The organism is Arthrobacter oryzae (assembly GCF_037911235.1).
In the GTDB taxonomy this organism is placed as follows: Bacteria; Actinomycetota; Actinomycetes; order Actinomycetales; family Micrococcaceae; genus Arthrobacter; species Arthrobacter oryzae_E.
Map to the genome: position 1 here is coordinate 26883 of NZ_JBBLYW010000011.1, position 15762 is coordinate 42644.

Annotated in this window: 17 protein-coding genes; 5 read left to right on the forward strand and 12 right to left on the reverse strand. The window is 66.6% G+C overall.

The annotated features are described in order from the left end of the window. Positions 1 to 5: 5 nt before the first annotated feature. From WMN78_RS04050 to WMN78_RS04075, 6 genes are all read right to left on the reverse strand, one after another. On the reverse strand, positions 6 to 299 hold the full coding sequence (locus WMN78_RS04050) for a YciI family protein (protein ID WP_340532184.1): 294 nt from the start codon (positions 297 to 299) through the stop codon (positions 6 to 8). Between the two features lie 42 nt (positions 300 to 341). Then, positions 342 to 890: a hypothetical protein gene (locus tag WMN78_RS04055; protein WP_340532185.1), complete on the reverse strand. Its 549-nt coding sequence runs from the start codon at positions 888 to 890 to the stop codon at positions 342 to 344. Further along, on the reverse strand, positions 887 to 1561 hold the full coding sequence (locus WMN78_RS04060) for a MarR family transcriptional regulator (RefSeq protein ID WP_340532187.1): 675 nt from the start codon (positions 1559 to 1561) through the stop codon (positions 887 to 889). The genes WMN78_RS04055 and WMN78_RS04060 overlap by 4 nt, the downstream gene beginning before the upstream one ends. A gap of 77 nt (positions 1562 to 1638) precedes the next feature. Next, complete coding sequence (locus WMN78_RS04065; RefSeq protein ID WP_340532188.1) at positions 1639 to 2970, reverse strand: site-2 protease family protein; 1332 nt, start codon at positions 2968 to 2970, stop codon at positions 1639 to 1641. Positions 2971 to 2988: 18 nt separating this feature from the next. Continuing rightward, positions 2989 to 4173, reverse strand: coding sequence for a 1-deoxy-D-xylulose-5-phosphate reductoisomerase (gene dxr / locus WMN78_RS04070; protein ID WP_340532189.1), 1185 nt, complete (start codon positions 4171 to 4173; stop codon positions 2989 to 2991). A 47-nt stretch (positions 4174 to 4220) separates the two neighbouring features. Further along, a complete protein-coding gene (locus tag WMN78_RS04075; RefSeq protein ID WP_340532190.1) occupies positions 4221 to 4964 on the reverse strand; it encodes a sulfite exporter TauE/SafE family protein in 744 nt (247 codons plus the stop codon). 113 nt (positions 4965 to 5077) lie between these two features. Between WMN78_RS04075 and WMN78_RS04080 the strand changes: the two genes are divergently transcribed. Beyond that, on the forward strand, positions 5078 to 6556 hold the full coding sequence (locus tag WMN78_RS04080; RefSeq protein WP_340532255.1) for a lipase maturation factor family protein: 1479 nt from the start codon (positions 5078 to 5080) through the stop codon (positions 6554 to 6556). Here WMN78_RS04080 and WMN78_RS04085 read toward each other — a convergent pair. Together WMN78_RS04085 and WMN78_RS04090 are read right to left on the reverse strand one after the other, a co-directional pair. Next, on the reverse strand, positions 6548 to 7225 hold the full coding sequence (locus WMN78_RS04085) for a response regulator (protein WP_340532191.1): 678 nt from the start codon (positions 7223 to 7225) through the stop codon (positions 6548 to 6550). The two genes, WMN78_RS04080 and WMN78_RS04085, sit on opposite strands and share 9 nt — an antisense overlap. After that, positions 7222 to 8829 (reverse strand): sensor histidine kinase, encoded by a 1608-nt coding sequence (locus WMN78_RS04090; RefSeq protein WP_340532256.1) that lies wholly within the window; start codon positions 8827 to 8829, stop codon positions 7222 to 7224. The genes WMN78_RS04085 and WMN78_RS04090 overlap by 4 nt, the downstream gene beginning before the upstream one ends. Positions 8830 to 9096: 267 nt before the next feature. Between WMN78_RS04090 and WMN78_RS04095 the strand changes: the two genes are divergently transcribed. The 4 genes from WMN78_RS04095 to WMN78_RS04110 are packed head-to-tail and all read left to right on the forward strand — an operon-like array spanning position 9097 to position 12675. Further along, a complete protein-coding gene (locus tag WMN78_RS04095) occupies positions 9097 to 10107 on the forward strand; it encodes a Bug family tripartite tricarboxylate transporter substrate binding protein (RefSeq protein ID WP_340532192.1) in 1011 nt (336 codons plus the stop codon). Continuing rightward, on the forward strand, positions 10104 to 10616 hold the full coding sequence (locus tag WMN78_RS04100; protein WP_340532193.1) for a tripartite tricarboxylate transporter TctB family protein: 513 nt from the start codon (positions 10104 to 10106) through the stop codon (positions 10614 to 10616). The genes WMN78_RS04095 and WMN78_RS04100 overlap by 4 nt, the downstream gene beginning before the upstream one ends. Beyond that, on the forward strand, positions 10616 to 12286 hold the full coding sequence (locus WMN78_RS04105; protein WP_340532194.1) for a tripartite tricarboxylate transporter permease: 1671 nt from the start codon (positions 10616 to 10618) through the stop codon (positions 12284 to 12286). The genes WMN78_RS04100 and WMN78_RS04105 overlap by 1 nt, the downstream gene beginning before the upstream one ends. Beyond that, positions 12283 to 12675 (forward strand): universal stress protein, encoded by a 393-nt coding sequence (locus tag WMN78_RS04110; RefSeq protein WP_340532195.1) that lies wholly within the window; start codon positions 12283 to 12285, stop codon positions 12673 to 12675. Before WMN78_RS04105 ends, WMN78_RS04110 begins: the two co-directional genes overlap by 4 nt. 137 nt (positions 12676 to 12812) lie before the next feature. Here WMN78_RS04110 and WMN78_RS04115 read toward each other — a convergent pair whose 3' ends face one another. From WMN78_RS04115 to WMN78_RS04130, 4 genes are read right to left on the reverse strand one after another with little or no spacing between them, the layout of a single operon-like run. Beyond that, entirely contained in the window at positions 12813 to 13646 is an 834-nt protein-coding gene (locus WMN78_RS04115) for a CoA ester lyase (protein WP_340532196.1), read from the reverse strand. A gap of 2 nt (positions 13647 to 13648) precedes the next feature. Then, positions 13649 to 14167 (reverse strand): MaoC family dehydratase, encoded by a 519-nt coding sequence (locus WMN78_RS04120; protein WP_340532197.1) that lies wholly within the window; start codon positions 14165 to 14167, stop codon positions 13649 to 13651. After that, the gene (locus WMN78_RS04125) at positions 14164 to 14937 is read right to left on the reverse strand and encodes a CoA transferase subunit B (protein WP_425341110.1); all 774 of its coding nucleotides are present in this window, start codon (positions 14935 to 14937) and stop codon (positions 14164 to 14166) included. The genes WMN78_RS04120 and WMN78_RS04125 overlap by 4 nt, the downstream gene beginning before the upstream one ends. Further along, positions 14934 to 15758 carry a CoA transferase subunit A gene (locus tag WMN78_RS04130; RefSeq protein WP_340532257.1) on the reverse strand — a complete coding sequence of 275 codons (825 nt, stop codon included), beginning with the start codon at positions 15756 to 15758 and terminating at the stop codon, positions 14934 to 14936. The genes WMN78_RS04125 and WMN78_RS04130 overlap by 4 nt, the downstream gene beginning before the upstream one ends. Positions 15759 to 15762: the final 4 nt, after the last annotated feature.

Genomic DNA, 15762 nt, shown 5'->3' on the forward strand with positions numbered 1-15762 from the left:
GCGGGCTAGGCGGCGTGTTCGGCCAGGAGGCCGGTCACCGGGTTCCATTCCGTGGTGCGCGTGCCCGCAATAACGTTGGCCGCAGCGAAAGGATCCTGCTTGAGCATTCCGTTCAGCGCGTTTTCGTCGGCGGCCTTGAAGATGAGCAGTGCACCGGCTCCATCGCCGTAAGGTCCGCTGGCCAGGAGCGCACCTTCATCGGCAAGGCGGGCAGTCCATTCCCGGTGTGCCGGGCGGGCGGCGTTGCGTGCTTCGGCGGACTCGGCGGCGTATACGTACTCAACAGCAAAAACAGTCATACGGATACCCTATCGCCCTGCCCGCCCGAGTACGTATCCCGTTCAGCTGAGGAACAGGATCTTGGCGAGGGCGGCTACCCCGGCGGCCCAGAGCATGGATGACAGCGTGCCGATGATGAACCTCTCGGCGGCAACAGGGGTCTCCTTCAGTTCGGCGAAGCGCCCCAGGCCCTTGATGGCCACCACGTAGGCGATGGCCACTGGCTGGCCCGCCAGGATGGCCAGGCAGACCGCCAGCCTTTCCAGGACGCCGATGATGGCGCCGCCGCGAAGGATCCTTGTGGTGGGTACCGGTGCAGCGGTTGAAGGTTTGGGCGCGTTTCCGGCGTCCTCGGCGGCCTTGTCGGCGGCAACGGTGATCTCGCCGTCGACCGCCCCCCGGGCTGCTGATTCCCTGTCCGGGCCGGTCCTGTCCACGGTGACATCGGCGGCGGGGTCGTCGGCGGACTCTTCGGCGGCCCGGTCCTCGGCGGCCTTGGCCGCGTCCGCTTTGTCGTCGATGGTCCGGGCCAGCCGGAACACCAGCGCAGTGACGGGCCAGCCCGCGAAGCCTGCCGTAAGCAGGGCGAGCGTAATCCAGAGAGCGTTCACCTGTGTCCTTCCAGCACTGCGTCATGGGCCAGGGCCAGGAGCATCTCGGCGGCCGGCCGTGCCGCCCATTCTTCCTGCCAGCCGGACCTCAGGACGGCGCGGCTCACCGACTGCTCGGTGATTCCGAGTTTTGCGGCCGCAAGCTTCTGGCTGCCGTGCCTGGCTGCTGCGTCCTGCTGCAGCTCACGGAGGGCGTCCACCACTTTCCATTGGGCCTCCGTGCGGTCCTGCACCAGCCGGCCAATGAGGCGGAGCACAGCCTCGGCGTTGGCGCAGGCAATGATGCCGGGTCCGGCTTCGGGCGGCGCCGCACCGCCGCGGCGGAGGCCGCCCGAAACGACGGACAAGGGCACGTGGGCCGCAGCGGATTTGGCTTTTTCAACGGCCAGGCGGGCGGCGACGAAGGCCGCCCCGGACCCTTCCCGCGGGCTCGCCGGCAACGGCAGGTCCACGGCGCCCACCCCGATGCCCACGTACCACTGGCCGCTGCGCAGGCTGTGAAGGGCGATTTCCACGACTTCCGCCGGCTTTTCCACCACGCCCTGGACTTCGTCGCCCACGGAGCGTTCGAACCGGCCGGCGGTGGACATCCCGTGCAGCTGGGCCAGGAGCCCGGGGACCCGGTCCTTGTCGCCCGTACTGCCCTTCTGGTCGATGGTGAGTACGTACATGGCACAAACATAATCGACTGATTACACAGAATCAATCGCTTTCGGCTGATTTATGAAAATAAGCCGGAAAGAGCTGACTAGCCAAAGAGGTTGACCGGCTTGACGATGTCCGCGTAGATCAGCAGCGCACTCATGCCCATCAGCAGCGCCGCCACCACGTAGGTCACCGGCAGGAGCTTGGCGATGTCGAACGCTCCGGGGTCGGGCCGGCCGAACAATTTGGCCAGCCGCCGTCGAACTCCCTCATACAGGGCGCCGGCCACATGGCCGCCGTCCAGCGGGAGCAGCGGAACCAGGTTGAACACCGCAAGCGCGAAATTCAGTCCGGCCAGCAGTCCCACCAGTGCGGCGAACCTGGACTGCAGCGGAACTTCCTCCATGGCGGCAACTTCACCCGCGACGCGGCCCACCCCCACCACGCTGATGGGTCCGTTGGGATCGCGCGGTTCCTCGCTGAAGGCTGCCTTCGCAACGCCCACCACCCGTGCAGGGAGATTCAGGACCACGCCGGCAACCTGCTGGATGTTTTCCCCGGCCATGGGCAGGACGGACGACGCCGGCTGGGCCACCAGGGCGGTTTGGGCACCGATGCCCAGGAAGCCGACCTCCTGGTACTGGAGGGTTCCGTTTGCATCGGTGGCCTGGCGGCCGTCCGCGCCGACGACCGGCCGCGCGGAGAGCACGGGGGTCACTGTGGTGGTGACGGGCGAGCCGTCCCGCTCCACGGTGATGCTGACTTCCCGGCCCGCGGATGCACGGATCCAGCCGGTGAGTTCATCCCAGCTGGTCACTGCCTTGCCGTCGAACGAGGTAATGGTGTCGTTGGGCTTGAGTTGTGCCGCAGCCGCGGGCGTGAGCTTGCAGTCCGCGGAATCCGGGTCCACGGTCTCCCCCGCCTTGACCTGGCATTTGGATACGTCCGCGATGGTGGTGGTGGGGGTGCTGATCCCGAATCCCATCAGCAGAACCGCTGTCAGCGCTACGCCGATCAGCAGGTTCATCGCCGGGCCGCCGAGCATCACGATGATTTTCTTCCACACCGGCAGCCGATAGAAGACCCGCTTCTCATCGCCGGGTCCCACTTCCTCGTGCGCCATGGAACGCGCCTCGGTGGCGAGGGTCTGGAACATCCCGGTGCTGGAGGGACGTACTGTGCCGTCGTCCTTGTTCGGCGGGTACATGCCGATCATGGACACGTAGCCCCCCAGCGGGATGGCCTTGACGCCGTACTCGGTCTCCCCCTTGCGCTTGGACCACAATGTGGGGCCGAAACCGATCATGTACTTGGTGACGCGCACCTTGAACAGCTTGGCAGGAACGAGGTGGCCCACTTCATGGAGCGCGATGGAGACGGCGATGCCGATGGCCACAAAGACGACACCGAGGATAAAAAGAATGACGGGACTCATGCTGAGATCTGCTGCTTCCTAGAGACTGCTCACTGCTAAACGTTCGTGGGTGCGCGCTCGTGCCCACGTTTCAGCATCCAGCACGGACTCAACTGTCAGCCCGGAGGATCCTGGGTGTTCGCTGAGCACCGCTTCGATGGTATCCACAATGTCGGTAAACCGGATCCGGCCTGAGTGGAAGGCCATCACGGCCTCTTCGTTGGCCGCGTTGAAAACGGCGGGGTAGGTGCTCCCCTGCCTGGCAGCGTCCTTGGCAAGCCCGACGGCGGGGAACGCGTCGGCGTCGAGCGGCTCGAAGGTCCAGCTGGTTGCCTGGGTCCAGTCGCACGGCGTGGCCGCCTTCGGGACACGGTCCGGCCAGCCCAGCCCGAGGGCGATGGGCAGGCGCATGTCCGGCGGCGAAGCCTGGGCGATGATGGAGCCGTCCACGAACTGGACCATGGAATGGACCACGGACTGCGGGTGGACCACCACGTCGATACGGTCCAGCGGGATGTCGAACAGCAGGTGCGCCTCGATCACTTCAAGCCCTTTGTTCACCAGGCTGGCGGAGTTGGTGGTGACCATCAGGCCCATGTCCCAGGTGGGGTGCGCCAGGGCTTCCTGCGGCGAGACGTTGTGAAGCTCCGCGCGGGTCCTGCCGCGGAAGGGCCCTCCGGACGCCGTCAGGATGAGCCGGTCCACCTCGTCAGATGTCCCGGACCGCAGGCATTGCGCGATGGCCGAATGCTCGGAATCGACGGGCACGATCTGGCCGTCCCGGGCGGCGGCCTTCACGAGGGCGCCGCCGACGATCAGCGACTCCTTGTTGGCCAGCGCCAGTGTTGCCCCGGACTTCAGGGCCGCCAGCGTGGGTGCCAGTCCGATGGAACCGGTGATGCCGTTGAGCACGACGTCCGCGTCGATCCCCGCAATCCGGGTGGAGGCGTCCGGGCCGGTGATGATCTCCGGGCGGTAGCCGGTGATCCCGGCCGCGCGGGCGGCCTCATCGATCATTTCCTGCAGCCCGGCCGCGTCCCTGCCGGCCGTGCCCACGGCCTTGGCCTTCGTATGGACGGCCTGGCGGGCAAGAAGCTCCAGGTTTCCGCCGCCTGCACTCAGTGCCACAACCTCGAAAAGGTGCGGGGCGCCGTCGACGACGTCAATCGCCTGGGTGCCGATGGAACCGGTGGATCCGAGGAGAACGATTCTGCGTGGCTGCATCCGTTAAGTATCCCGCACGTTGGCGTGCCCGCCTGCGCTCCCCCGGCCTACCCGGAGGCCAGCTCAACCACGCCCTTGGCAATCGTGGACACCGCCCCGGTGTAGGCGATCACCACAACAATCCGGCGGACGGCTCCAGGCCGCACCCGTCCGGACAGCAGGTCGCCTGCCACGATACCGAGCAGCATGGCCGCGAGCACGCCAAGCCATTGCCAGCCGGCCAAAGCGGGAACATGTCCGCCGGAAAAGAAGTACTTGGTGACGAGCGAGGTCAGGCCGGTGGTCACGAAGTACGGCTGCAGGGTGGCACCGAAGCTCTTCTGGTCCCACCGCGTGGCGATCGCATATGCGGTGATTGCCGGTCCGCCCACGCCTGCCGCGGCGTTCATGAGGCCGCTGGAAAAGCCCAATGACACCATGGGGACCGGCCCCGTGGCGCGCCAGGAACTCCGGTTCAGCCGGTGCGAAGCGAGCAGGGCGATGATGAGCAGCACTCCGATGCAGATTTCCAGGGGCGCCGCCGGGACATTGCTGGCCAGCCAGGCGCCTGGTGCCACACCCACCACAGCGGACGCGGCCAGGCCGGCGTAGCGCCGCCAGTTGACGTGCCGCCACACCCTGGACAGGATCAGCAGCGACGACGCCGCACCGCAGAGGTTGATGATCATCACCCCGTCAAATGGTCCCAGCAGCACCACCAGTACCGGTGACACCAGGAGGCCGAAGCCGAGCCCCGCAATCCGCTGGGCCAGCGCCCCGGCGACGACGGCGATGAGGACCAGAGCAAACATGGTTCGATCCTAGCCCCGCGGCAGAGTGGTCCAGCACGAGGCAGATCGATCCTCCGCCAATGCCTGTCTCGCCGGACATTGACGCCGTGCGCGGCAGGCGTAACGTGAACAACGTGGAGTGGGCCGCTTGGTTCGACGCGCCGGAGTACGAGTTCGCCCGGCAGGTGCTGCAGCGCGGCATTGCCACGATCTTCTTTGTGGCGTTCCTCTCCTGCCGCAACCAGTTCCCGGCGCTGCTCGGCGAGCGCGGCCTGCTTCCCGTCCCCGACTACCTGGACAGCTTCAGGCGCCGCCGCCGGCCCAGCCTTTTCCTATGGCGCTACTCCGACCGGCTGCTGCACGGGGTCTGCTGGTGCGGCATGACCATCTCGGCCACACTCGTCCTGGGCCTTCCGCAGCTGGGACCGCCGTGGCTGCCGATGATCGCCTTCCTGGCCCTGTGGCTGCTGTACATGTCGATCGTCAACGTGGGCCAGACGTTCTACGGTTTCGGCTGGGAGATGCTGCTGCTGGAGGCCGGCTTTACCGTGGCCTTCCTCGGCTCGGACCAGACCCCGCCGCCCCGGACCATCCTGATCCTGCTCGCGTGGCTGCTGTTCAGGCTGGAGTTCGGCGCCGGGATGATCAAGATCCGCGGGGGCAGCGAGTGGCGTGACCTGACCGCACTGTATTACCACCACGAGACCCAGCCGATGCCGGGTCCGCTGAGCCGGCAGGCTCACCTCCTCCCCAAGCCCCTGCACCGGATGGAGGTCCTCGGCAACCACTTCGCGCAACTGGTGGTGCCCTTCTTCCTGTTTGCCCCTCAGCCGCTGGCCGGGATCGCTGCGGGCATCATCATCTTCACGCAGCTGTGGCTCGTGGCGAGCGGAAACTTCGCCTGGCTGAACTGGATGGCGATCCTGCTGGCCTTCGCCGCTGTCAGCGATCCGGTGGCCCACGCTGTCCTACCCGTTATCCCGCTGGACTGGCACACGTACGGCTCAGCCGACAGTATGGGCGCCGGCGGTGCGCAGACCCCGGTGTGGTGGCTCGCCGTCGTACTTGCTGTGACGGTGCTGCTTCTGGTGCTCAGCTACTGGCCCGCCCGGAACCTCCTGCAGCACCGGCAGCTCATGAACGCCAGCTTCAACCGCTGGCAGCTGGTGAACACCTACGGGGCGTTCGGCACGGTGACCAAAATGCGGATCGAGATTGTGGTGGAAGGCACTCTCGACCCCGAGCCCGACGACGACTCCGACTGGCGCGAGTACGGTTTCCGCGGGAAGCCCGGTGACGTCCGCCGGCTGCCGCGCCAGTGGGCTCCCTACCATCTCCGGCTGGACTGGCTGATGTGGTTCCTGCCGCTGCGCACCGTCCACGAAGAATGGTTTTATGCCTTCCTGGCCAAGCTGCTGGAAGCTGATCGGGCGGTGCTGCGGCTCCTGCGCAAGGACCCGTTCGACGGCGTCCGCCCCCGCTGGGTGCGTGTCCACAGCTACCTGTACCGTTTCGCAAGCAGGGCGGAATACCGGGAGACGGGACAGCGATGGGTCAGGACCCGGCTGTATGAGGCCATTCCGCCGTTGTCCCTCCCGCCGGGGTCACGCTGACTTCAGCGCGTACCGCCGCTCGGGCCGGCCCGCACCGTACTTGAGCCGCACCTCCACCCTGGACTCGTCGTGCAGGTATTCGAGGTACCGGCGGGCGCTGACCCGGGACGTGCCCAGCAGGTCGGCGACTTCGGCCGCCGACAGATCCGCTTCGGCGGAGTTGAGCACGTCCACCACGCGCTTGAGGGTTTCCGGGCTGCAGCCCTTGGGAAGGTGCGGTTCAGTGCGTTCGGCGCTTTCCAGCCCGAAGACCCGGTTGACGTCCGATTGCTCAGCAACGTCCTTGGCGAGGTCCAGGCCCTGGTAGGCGCTGCGGTAATGCTCCAGGCGTTCCTGCAGGTCCGTCTGCGAAAACGGCTTGATCAGGTAGTGGACAATCCCGCCACGCAGCGCACGGCGGACCGTCTCCACCTCGCGGGCGGCACTGATCACCAGCACATCCAGTTCAGGCGCCGCTTCCCGCAGCTTGGTCATGAGGTCCAGCCCGTTGATATCGGGCAGGTGGATGTCCAGCAGGACCAGGTCAGGCTGCAGGCGGGCGGTTTCCGCCATCGCCTGGGCTCCGGTGTGCGCAACGCCGACGACGGCGAATCCCGGCGTGCGCTGGATAAAGCCGGCATGGACTTTGGCCACCATGAAGTCATCGTCGATGATCAGGACATTGATCATGGCGTGGCCACCTTTCCCTTGGTGGGCGTCCGTTTCAGCGGCGCCCTTTTCAGTCGCGCGGTAAACACCGCACCGCCGTCATTGGCAACGGCAAGCTCGCCGCCGCTGCGCCGGCACACGACGCGCGAGAGTGCCAGGCCGAAGCCCCTGCCGCCCGCGGGCCCGGGCTTTTTTGTGGTGAAGCCCTGCCGGAAGATATCTTCTGTGGCCGAAGCGTCGATGCCCGGGCCGGTGTCCCGAACCGTGACCACCACCTGTTCCGGGCTGTCCTCGACGAGGACCCGGACAGACGCCTCCGCGGCTCCGGTGACGGCGTCGAGTGCGTTGTCCACGAGGTTGCCCACCACGGTGGTCAGGTCCCGGGAGAGCTCGTCGTCAACCCGCTCCAGCGCGGACTTAGGGTCAAGCTGGAGGGTGACTCCCCGCTCTGTGGCGAGGCTGGACTTGGCGATCAGCAGGGCGGCAAGCGCCGGGTCCTGGATGCGGCTGGTCACCTCATCGTTGAGCCGGGTCCTGTCCAGGGTGGCGCCATTAACAAACTGCACCACGGAATCGTACTCGCCGATCTGGATCAGGCCGGAAATGACGTGGAGCTGGTTGGCGAACTCATGGGCCTGCGCGCGCAGGGTATCGGTGGCGGTCCGGGTGGCGCCCAGTTCCCGCTCCAGGGACGAGAGCTCGGTCCGGTCGCGCAGGGTGGTGACCGAACCGATGTCGCGGCCGCGTGAACGGATGGGCACACGGTTCAGCACCACCAGCCGCTCTCCCACCAGCACCAGCTGGTCCGGCCCGGGCTGTTCCCGGGTCAGGACGTCCTTCAGCGCCGGATCCACCGGCAGGACCGCAAGGACCTTGCCTACGCAGTCTGCCGGCAGGCCAAGCAGTTCGCGGGCGCTGTCATTGGCCACGGTAACGCGTTCGTGCGGGTCGAGAGCAACGACGCCTTCCTTCAGGCCGTGCAGCATGGCTTCCCGGTTCTCCACCAGCCCGGTGATTTCACTGGGTTCCATGCCCAGGGTCTGCCGTTTGACGCGGCGGGCCAGCAGCAGCGAGCCTGCAACGCCCAGAACGCTGGCCACGCCCAGGTAGGTGAGCAGGTTGGGGACGGCGTCGCCCAGCCGCTCCCAGGTGGAGGGGTAGTTCCGGCTGATGGAGGCGATGCCGATCATTTTCCCGGTGTCGTCCAGGACCGGGACGTGGGCGGACAGCGCCTCCGCACCGGATCCGCCAACGACTCCGGTCCAGGCCCTTCCTTCCAGCACCCGGCTTCCGCCCAGCTCCAACGGCTTGCCCAGCAAGCCGGGATCGGACGATGCCACTACTGTGCGGTCCAGTTTGGCGAGCGCCACGTGCGACGATCCGGACACCGTCCGCACCGACTCGGCAACCGCCGGAAGGGCTGACCCGGCCCGTGGTTCCGCGGAGGGCAGCAGGGCCCGCACGGCGGGGTTGTTGCCCAGCGCCTCCGCAGCGGACAGTGCCCGCCTGCCCTCGATCCGCTCAAAGGCCGCAGCGGACTGCGCCAGGGAGATCGCCACCACCGCCACCAGGACCGCGAAGACAATCAGCAACTGCAGAACCAGGTACTGCCCCGCGAGGGACATTCCTCTACGTCGAGTCACTGTGGTTCTTTCCTCTGGTGGTTGGGGTACCGGAACTATACCCCAACGCACTCCGGCGGGCGGGCGCACGGCCGCTCCTTCGCAGGTGCCTGAGGGAGCACCGGTGGGACAGCGGAAACGTGAACGCAATGAACTTAACTTTCTCTGCGTACACAAGAGTGATGCCCGTCACGGTCGGGCCTAGCATCAAATCACCAGTCAGTTTTGCTGACCAGCTTTACCGAGAACTTTACTGAGAAGAGGAACACCATGCGCCAGATCCGCGCATTGCGTATTGCCGCCGTCGCCGCCGGCATCGCCCTGATGGCCACCGGCTGCGGTGCCACCGGAAAAAGCTCCACCGACGGCGCCACCTCCGGCGCTCCTGCCGGCCCGCTGACCGGCCTCCAGATCATGGTCCCCAACACTGCGGGTGGCGGCTACGACACCACCGCCCGCGTGGCGGCCAAGGTCCTCGAAGACGAGAAAATCGCCACGAACCCCGAAGTCTTCAACCTCGCCGGCGCCGGTGGCACCGTGGGCCTCGCACGCATCGTCAACGAAAAGGGCAACGGCGACCTCACCATGCTGATGGGCCTGGGCGTGGTGGGCGCGAGCTACACCAACAAGTCCGAGTCCAAGCTGACGGCCACCACTCCCCTGGCCAAGCTGATTGAAGAGCCCGGCGCCATCATGGTCAGCAAGGATTCGCCCTACAAGACCATCGACGACCTGGTCGCCGCCTGGAAGGCTGACCCGGGTTCCATCAGCGTTGGCGGCGGCTCCTCGCCGGGCGGCCCGGACCACCTGCTGCCTATGCAGCTGGCCGGCGCCCTGGGCATCGACGCCACCAAGGTCAACTTTGTGTCCTACGACGGCGGTGGAGACCTCCTCCCGGCCATCCTGGGCAACAAGGTGGGCTTCGCGGCCTCCGGTGCGGGTGAGTACCTCAAGCAGATCGAATCCGGCGCTGTCCGCGTCCTGGCCACCAGCGGCGAGAAGCGGCTCGAAGGCGTGGATGCCCCCACGCTGAAGGAATCCAACATCGACCTGGTGTTCACCAACTGGCGCGGCATCGTGGCCCCTCCGGGCATCACTGACGCTGACAAGGCCAAGCTGATCGGCGCGCTCGAAAAGATGCACGGCACGGCCGCCTGGAAAGAAGCCCTGAAGACCAACAGCTGGAGCGACGCCTTCATCACCGGCGCTGAGTTCGAAAGCTTCCTGGCAGAGCAGGACAAGCGGGTGGCGGACGTCCTCACGAAGCTTGGCTTGGCGTGAGCTCCTCACCAACACTGGCCTCACGGCTCAAAGGCCGCTCCGAGCTGGGGGTTGCCCTCCTGCTCGGGGCGGCCGGGGCATTGGTCATCGCGGACGCGGCCCGCATCGTCACCCCCTATTCCCAGTCTGATCCCGTGGGACCAAAAACCCTGCCCTTCATTGTGGGCGGCCTGCTGCTGGTCTGCTCTGTCATGCTGGCCGTCGACGTGCTCCGCGGTGGCCAGGGCGAAGCCGAAGGCGGCGAGGACGTGGACCTCACCCACCCCGCCGACTGGAAGACGATCCTGCCGCTGGTGGGAGCCTTCGTGGCCAACATCCTGCTGATCGATTGGGCAGGCTGGGTTATCTCGGGAAGCATCCTGTTCTGGGGCAGCGTCTGGGCACTGGGTGGCCGGAGGTACATCCGTGACGGCCTCATCTCCGTAGCCCTGTCCCTCCTGACCTTTTATGGTTTCTACCTTGGCCTCGGCATTGCGCTGCCCGCCGGTCTCCTGGAAGGGATTCTCTGATGGATGTCTTTTCCTCCCTGATGGACGGCTTTGCCACCGCCCTGACCCCCATGAATTTCCTCTACGCCGTCATCGGCGTCGTCCTGGGTACCGCCGTCGGGGTTCTCCCGGGCCTCGGCCCGGCCATGACCGTGGCACTGCTGCTTCCGGTCACGTACGCCCTGGAACCCACCAGCGCCTTCATCATGTTCGCCGGCATCTACTACGGCGGCATGTACGGCGGCTCCACCACCTCCATCCTGCTTAATACGCCAGGCGAATCGTCGTCGGTGGTCACCGCCATCGAAGGCAACAAGATGGCGAAAGCGGGCAGGGCCGCACAGGCACTTGCGACGGCGGCCATCGGCTCGTTCGTGGCCGGCACCATCGGCACCACCCTTCTGGCAGTCTGTGCTCCGATCGTGGTGGACTTCGCCGTCAGCCTGGGCGCTCCGAGCTACTTCGCCATCATGGTCCTGGCCCTGCTGGCGGTCACCGCCGTCCTGGGCTCCTCGCGGCTTCGGGGCTTCGCATCCCTGGGCCTTGGCCTCGCCATCGGTCTGGTGGGCCTGGACGTGGTCACCGGCCAGGCCCGGCTCACCTTCGGCGTGCCGCTCCTGGCGGACGGTCTGGACATCGTGGTGGTGGCAGTGGCCATCTTCGCCGTCGGCGAGGCACTCTGGGTTGCCGCGCACCTCCGCCGCAACCCCCTGCAGGTCATTCCCGTGGGACGCCCGTGGATGGGAAAGCAGGACTGGAAGCGGTCCTGGAAGCCCTGGCTTCGCGGCACCGCCTTCGGCTTCCCCTTCGGTGCACTGCCCGCCGGCGGCGCCGAGATTCCCACGTTCCTCTCCTACGTCACGGAGAAGCGCCTCAGTAAACACCCCGAAGAGTTCGGCAAAGGCGCAATCGAGGGTGTGGCCGGTCCGGAAGCAGCCAACAACGCTGCAGCTGCAGGCACGCTGACGCCCATGCTGGCCCTGGGCCTGCCCACCAATGCCACGGCCGCAGTGATGCTGGCAGCGTTCACGCAGTACGGCATCCAGCCCGGGCCGCAGCTGTTCGAAAGCGAGGGACCGCTGGTATGGGCCCTCATCGCCAGCCTCTTCATCGGCAACCTGCTGCTCCTGATCATCAACCTGCCGCTGGCACCGATGTGGGCGAAGCTCCTGCAGATCCCCCGGCCCTACCTGTACGCCGGCATCCTGTTCTTCGCCACCCTGGGCGCCTACTCGGTGAACCTGCAGGCGTTCGATCTGGTGCTCCTGCTGGCGCTCGGCGCGCTGGGCTTCATGATGCGGCGCTTCGGACTTCCCGTCCTGCCGCTTATCCTCGGTGTCATCCTCGGACCGCGCCTGGAAAAGCAGCTCCGCCAGACGCTGCAGCTCAGCGCCGGCGACCCTGCCGGCCTCTGGAGCGAGCCGATCGCCGTCACCGTCTACATCATCGTGGCGCTCATTCTCCTGTGGCCGCTGCTGTTCAAGCTGATCCGCCGGAGCCGGCCCGCCGCTGTAGTCAGGCCCGCAGTTGCAGTCCAGCCCGCAGCTGCAGACCACACGGAGCAGCAGCAGGATTCATTCGCACCCGGGGCCCGCCACACCACCGACGACGGCGACGCCGCACGCCGCAGCACGGTCCCCCACGACACCGTCCCCCGTGACACCACCCAGCACGATAAGGAGAAACCATGACCATCGTTGTGGGCTACGTACCAACACCGGAGGGCGAAGCGGCCTTTGACCAGGCCATCAAGGAGGCACGGAAGGCGCAGTCCAAGCTGGTGGTCATCAATTCCTCCCGGGGCGATTCCCTGGTGGACAAGCGGTATGCCGGGGAAGCCGAAATCGAGGGCATCGACCTGCGTCTCGGCAAGGAAGGGATCGAGCACATCATCCTCCAGCCGGTGCGCGGCCACGACGCCGCCAATGAGGTCCTGGAAGCGGCGGAGGCACACCAGGCCGATTTGATTGTGATTGGGCTGCGGCGGCGCACGCCCGTCGGCAAGCTGATCATGGGCAGCACGTCCCAGCGGATACTCCTGGAAGCGGACTGCCCCGTTCTCGCTGTGAAGGCCGGCTAAGCGATACAGCTGAACATGCCAGAGAGGCCGGGAGTCATCTGACTCCCGGCCTCTCCGCGGCTCAGTCCTGTTATTGGTTCAGCACCGGTATTGGTTCAGCACCCGTATTGGTTCAGTCCTTTTCCAGGCGGCGCTCCCTAGTGGACTGCCCGCCGCAGGGTGGATTCCGCGTGCCTCAGGATGGGCCCGTCGATCATTTTTCCGTTGAACTGGAACACGCCGCTCCCGGCCGCGGCGGCAGCTTCCAGGAGCTCTTTGGCCGCCGCGACGTCCGATTCCGCGGGAGCGTAGGCCCCCCGGACGATGGCAACCTGGCTGGGGTGGATGCAGGCCTTGGACCCGAACCCGGAGGCGACAGCGTCGCGTGATTCGGCCGCCAGCCCCTCAAGGTCCGGAATGTTGACGTACACCGCATCGATGGCTTCCTTGCCGAAGGCCCCCGCCGCGAGCAGCACCGTGGACCTGGCGTGCAGCGCCACTGCCCGGTAGCCGCCGTCGTCGTTCCTGCTGGAGGTCCCGCCCAGTGACGCGAGCAGGTCCTCGGCGCCCCACATCAGGCCCACCACGTTGGGTTCGGCGGCGATGGCGGCGGCGTTGATGATTCCGGCCGCCGTCTCGCACAGCGCAATCACCTCGTAACCCTCCAGCGCCTTGAGCTGGCCGGCGTTTTCAGCCTTGGCGAGCATCACATGGCGGTACGGGGTGTGCTTGAGGCAGTGCAGGTCCTTCTCGAACTCCTCCGTTCCGGCCGGATTGATCCGGATGATCGTCCGGCTGGGATCCAGCTCCGGAACGTCGCCGGTGGCACCGAGCTGGGCCAGGATGGCGCCGCGGGCCCGCTGCTTGTCGGCAGGGGCGACGGCGTCTTCGAGGTCCACGATGACGGCGTCGGAACGTTCCGCGGCTTTCTGGTAGCGCTCGGGACGGTCGGCAGGACAGAAGAGCAGGGCGGGACCCATCAGGAAAGTCATGCTTAGATTGTCCTCTTTTCGGCGGCTTCGTGCGCCTCCCGCGTCCACATCAGGCAACTGCGCGAGGCACGTGCCACCACCGTCCCGTCCTGGTTCCGGCCCGTGTGCTCCATGGTCACGATGCCCTGCCCCGGCCGTGACGCCGACGGACGCTTACCGGTGATGACCGTCTCCGTGTACAGGGTGTCGCCGTGGTACAGCGGATGCGGGAACGACACATCCGTCAGTCCCAGCTGCGCGATGATGGTCCCCTGGGTCAGCTGCGTGACCGACTGCCCCACCACGGTGGCCAGGGTGAACATCGAGTTCATCAGCCGCTGGCCGAACGGCTGCCCGGCGCTCCAGGCCGCGTCCAGGTGCAGCGCCTGGGTGTTCATGGTCATGGTGGTGAACAGGACGTTGTCCGTCTCGGTCACCGTCCGGCCCGGGCGGTGGGCGTAAGTGACGCCTTCCTCCAGCTCGTCGAAGTAGAGGCCCCGCTGTTCGATAACGCGGGGGGCGATATCCGGCTCCAGCGTCATACGGTCAGTTCCTGGTCTTCTTCGAAGAGTTCCGCTCCGGTGGCCGCGGCGACTTCCTCGGCAGTCACATTGGGGGCGAGTTCGCGCAGCACGAGCCGGGAGGCTCCGTTTTCGGTGACGACGTCGATCACGGCGAGGTCCGTGATGATCCGGTCCACGCACCCCTTGCCGGTCAGCGGCAGCGTGCACTGCTGCACAATCTTGGGCTTGCCGTTGCGGTCCACGTGCTCCATCATCACGATCACCTTCTTGGCACCGAACACCAGGTCCATGGCACCGCCCATGCCCTTGACCATCTTTCCCGGGATCATCCAGTTGGCCAGGTCCCCGTTCTGGGCCACTTCCATGGCGCCGAGCACGGCAACGTCCACGTGCCCGCCGCGGATCATGCCGAAGGAGGCTGCGGAGTCGAAAAACGCGGCTCCCTTGTTGACGGTGACGGTTTCCTTGCCGGCGTTGATCAGGTCCGGATCCACCTGGTCCTCGCCCGGGTACGGCCCCACGCCCAGGATGCCGTTTTCCGAGTGCAGCACCACTTCGATGCCCGCCGGAATGTAGTTGGGGATCAGTGTGGGCATTCCGATGCCGAGGTTCACGTACTGTCCGTTGTGGAGTTCGCGAGCCACCCGGGCAGCGAGTTCGTTGCGCGTCCAGCCTTTCGTTTCGGGGAGGGTCCCCTCCGGATGCCCGACGGCGGGCGGCCGGTATTCGTGTCGTACGGCTTCGGGGCGGGGCGGTGCTTCGGGCGTGCTGTTCGATTCCACGGTCATGCTCCTGCCTGGTCGGATGCTTGCTGGTCAGTCCCTCGCCGGTCAGCCCCTTGTACGGGGTTGCCGCCGGCGGACACTGCGACCGTCCGCTTTTCGATGCGCTTCTCGCCCTGGGGTGCAAGGACAACCCGCTGGACGAAAATGCCGGGAACGTGGACGTGCTCCGGATCCAGCTCGCCCGGCTCCACCAGTTCCTCGACCTCGGCGATGGTGATCCGCCCGGCCATGGCGCACAGCGGGTTGAAGTTCATGGCCGTGGCGTGGAAGACGAGGTTTCCGTGACGGTCGCCTTTCCAGGCGTGGACGAGGCCGAAATCCGGCGTGAGCGACTCCTCCAGCACATAGTCGGCACCGTTGAAGGTGCGGACTTCCTTGGGCGCGGACGCGATGGCGATGGCCCCGTCGGCGTCGTACTTCTGCGGCAGGCCGCCGTCGGACACCTGGGTTCCCACCCCGGCAGGCGTGTAGAACGCCGGGATGCCGGCACCGCCGGCGCGCAGCTTCTCCGCGAGCGTGCCCTGCGGCGTCAGCACCACCTCGAGTTCGCCGGAGAGGTACTGCCTGGCGAACTCCTTGTTTTCCCCGACATAGGAGCTGATGGTGCGGCGGATCCTGCCGTCCTTCAGCAGGATTCCCAGCCCCCAGTCGTCCACGCCGCAGTTGTTACTGACGGTTTCCAGTCCGGTGGTCCCGTGCTGGTGGAGGGCATCGATCAGGGCCACCGGAATGCCGCACAGCCCAAAACCGCCGACGGCGAGCGAGGCGCCGTCGGGGATATCGGCAACCGCGGCCTCGGCACTGGCAACAACCTTGTCAATCATCATC

Coding starts and splice junctions, on each gene's coding strand:
- WMN78_RS04065 (WP_340532188.1), bottom strand. CDS start 2,970: ATGAGTCCCGTCATTCTTTTTATCCTCGGTGTCGTCTTTGTGGCCATC.
- WMN78_RS04095 (WP_340532192.1), top strand. CDS start 9,097: ATGCGCCAGATCCGCGCATTGCGTATTGCCGCCGTCGCCGCCGGCATC.
- WMN78_RS04125 (WP_425341110.1), bottom strand. CDS start 14,937: ATGACCGTGGAATCGAACAGCACGCCCGAAGCACCGCCCCGCCCCGAA.
- WMN78_RS04050 (WP_340532184.1), bottom strand. CDS start 299: ATGACTGTTTTTGCTGTTGAGTACGTATACGCCGCCGAGTCCGCCGAA.
- WMN78_RS04115 (WP_340532196.1), bottom strand. CDS start 13,646: ATGACTTTCCTGATGGGTCCCGCCCTGCTCTTCTGTCCTGCCGACCGT.
- WMN78_RS04085 (WP_340532191.1), bottom strand. CDS start 7,225: ATGATCAATGTCCTGATCATCGACGATGACTTCATGGTGGCCAAAGTC.
- WMN78_RS04105 (WP_340532194.1), top strand. CDS start 10,616: ATGGATGTCTTTTCCTCCCTGATGGACGGCTTTGCCACCGCCCTGACC.
- WMN78_RS04130 (WP_340532257.1), bottom strand. CDS start 15,758: ATGATTGACAAGGTTGTTGCCAGTGCCGAGGCCGCGGTTGCCGATATC.
- WMN78_RS04060 (WP_340532187.1), bottom strand. CDS start 1,561: ATGTACGTACTCACCATCGACCAGAAGGGCAGTACGGGCGACAAGGAC.
- WMN78_RS04120 (WP_340532197.1), bottom strand. CDS start 14,167: ATGACGCTGGAGCCGGATATCGCCCCCCGCGTTATCGAACAGCGGGGC.
- WMN78_RS04075 (WP_340532190.1), bottom strand. CDS start 4,964: ATGTTTGCTCTGGTCCTCATCGCCGTCGTCGCCGGGGCGCTGGCCCAG.
- dxr (WP_340532189.1), bottom strand. CDS start 4,173: ATGCAGCCACGCAGAATCGTTCTCCTCGGATCCACCGGTTCCATCGGC.
- WMN78_RS04090 (WP_340532256.1), bottom strand. CDS start 8,829: ATGTCCCTCGCGGGGCAGTACCTGGTTCTGCAGTTGCTGATTGTCTTC.
- WMN78_RS04110 (WP_340532195.1), top strand. CDS start 12,283: ATGACCATCGTTGTGGGCTACGTACCAACACCGGAGGGCGAAGCGGCC.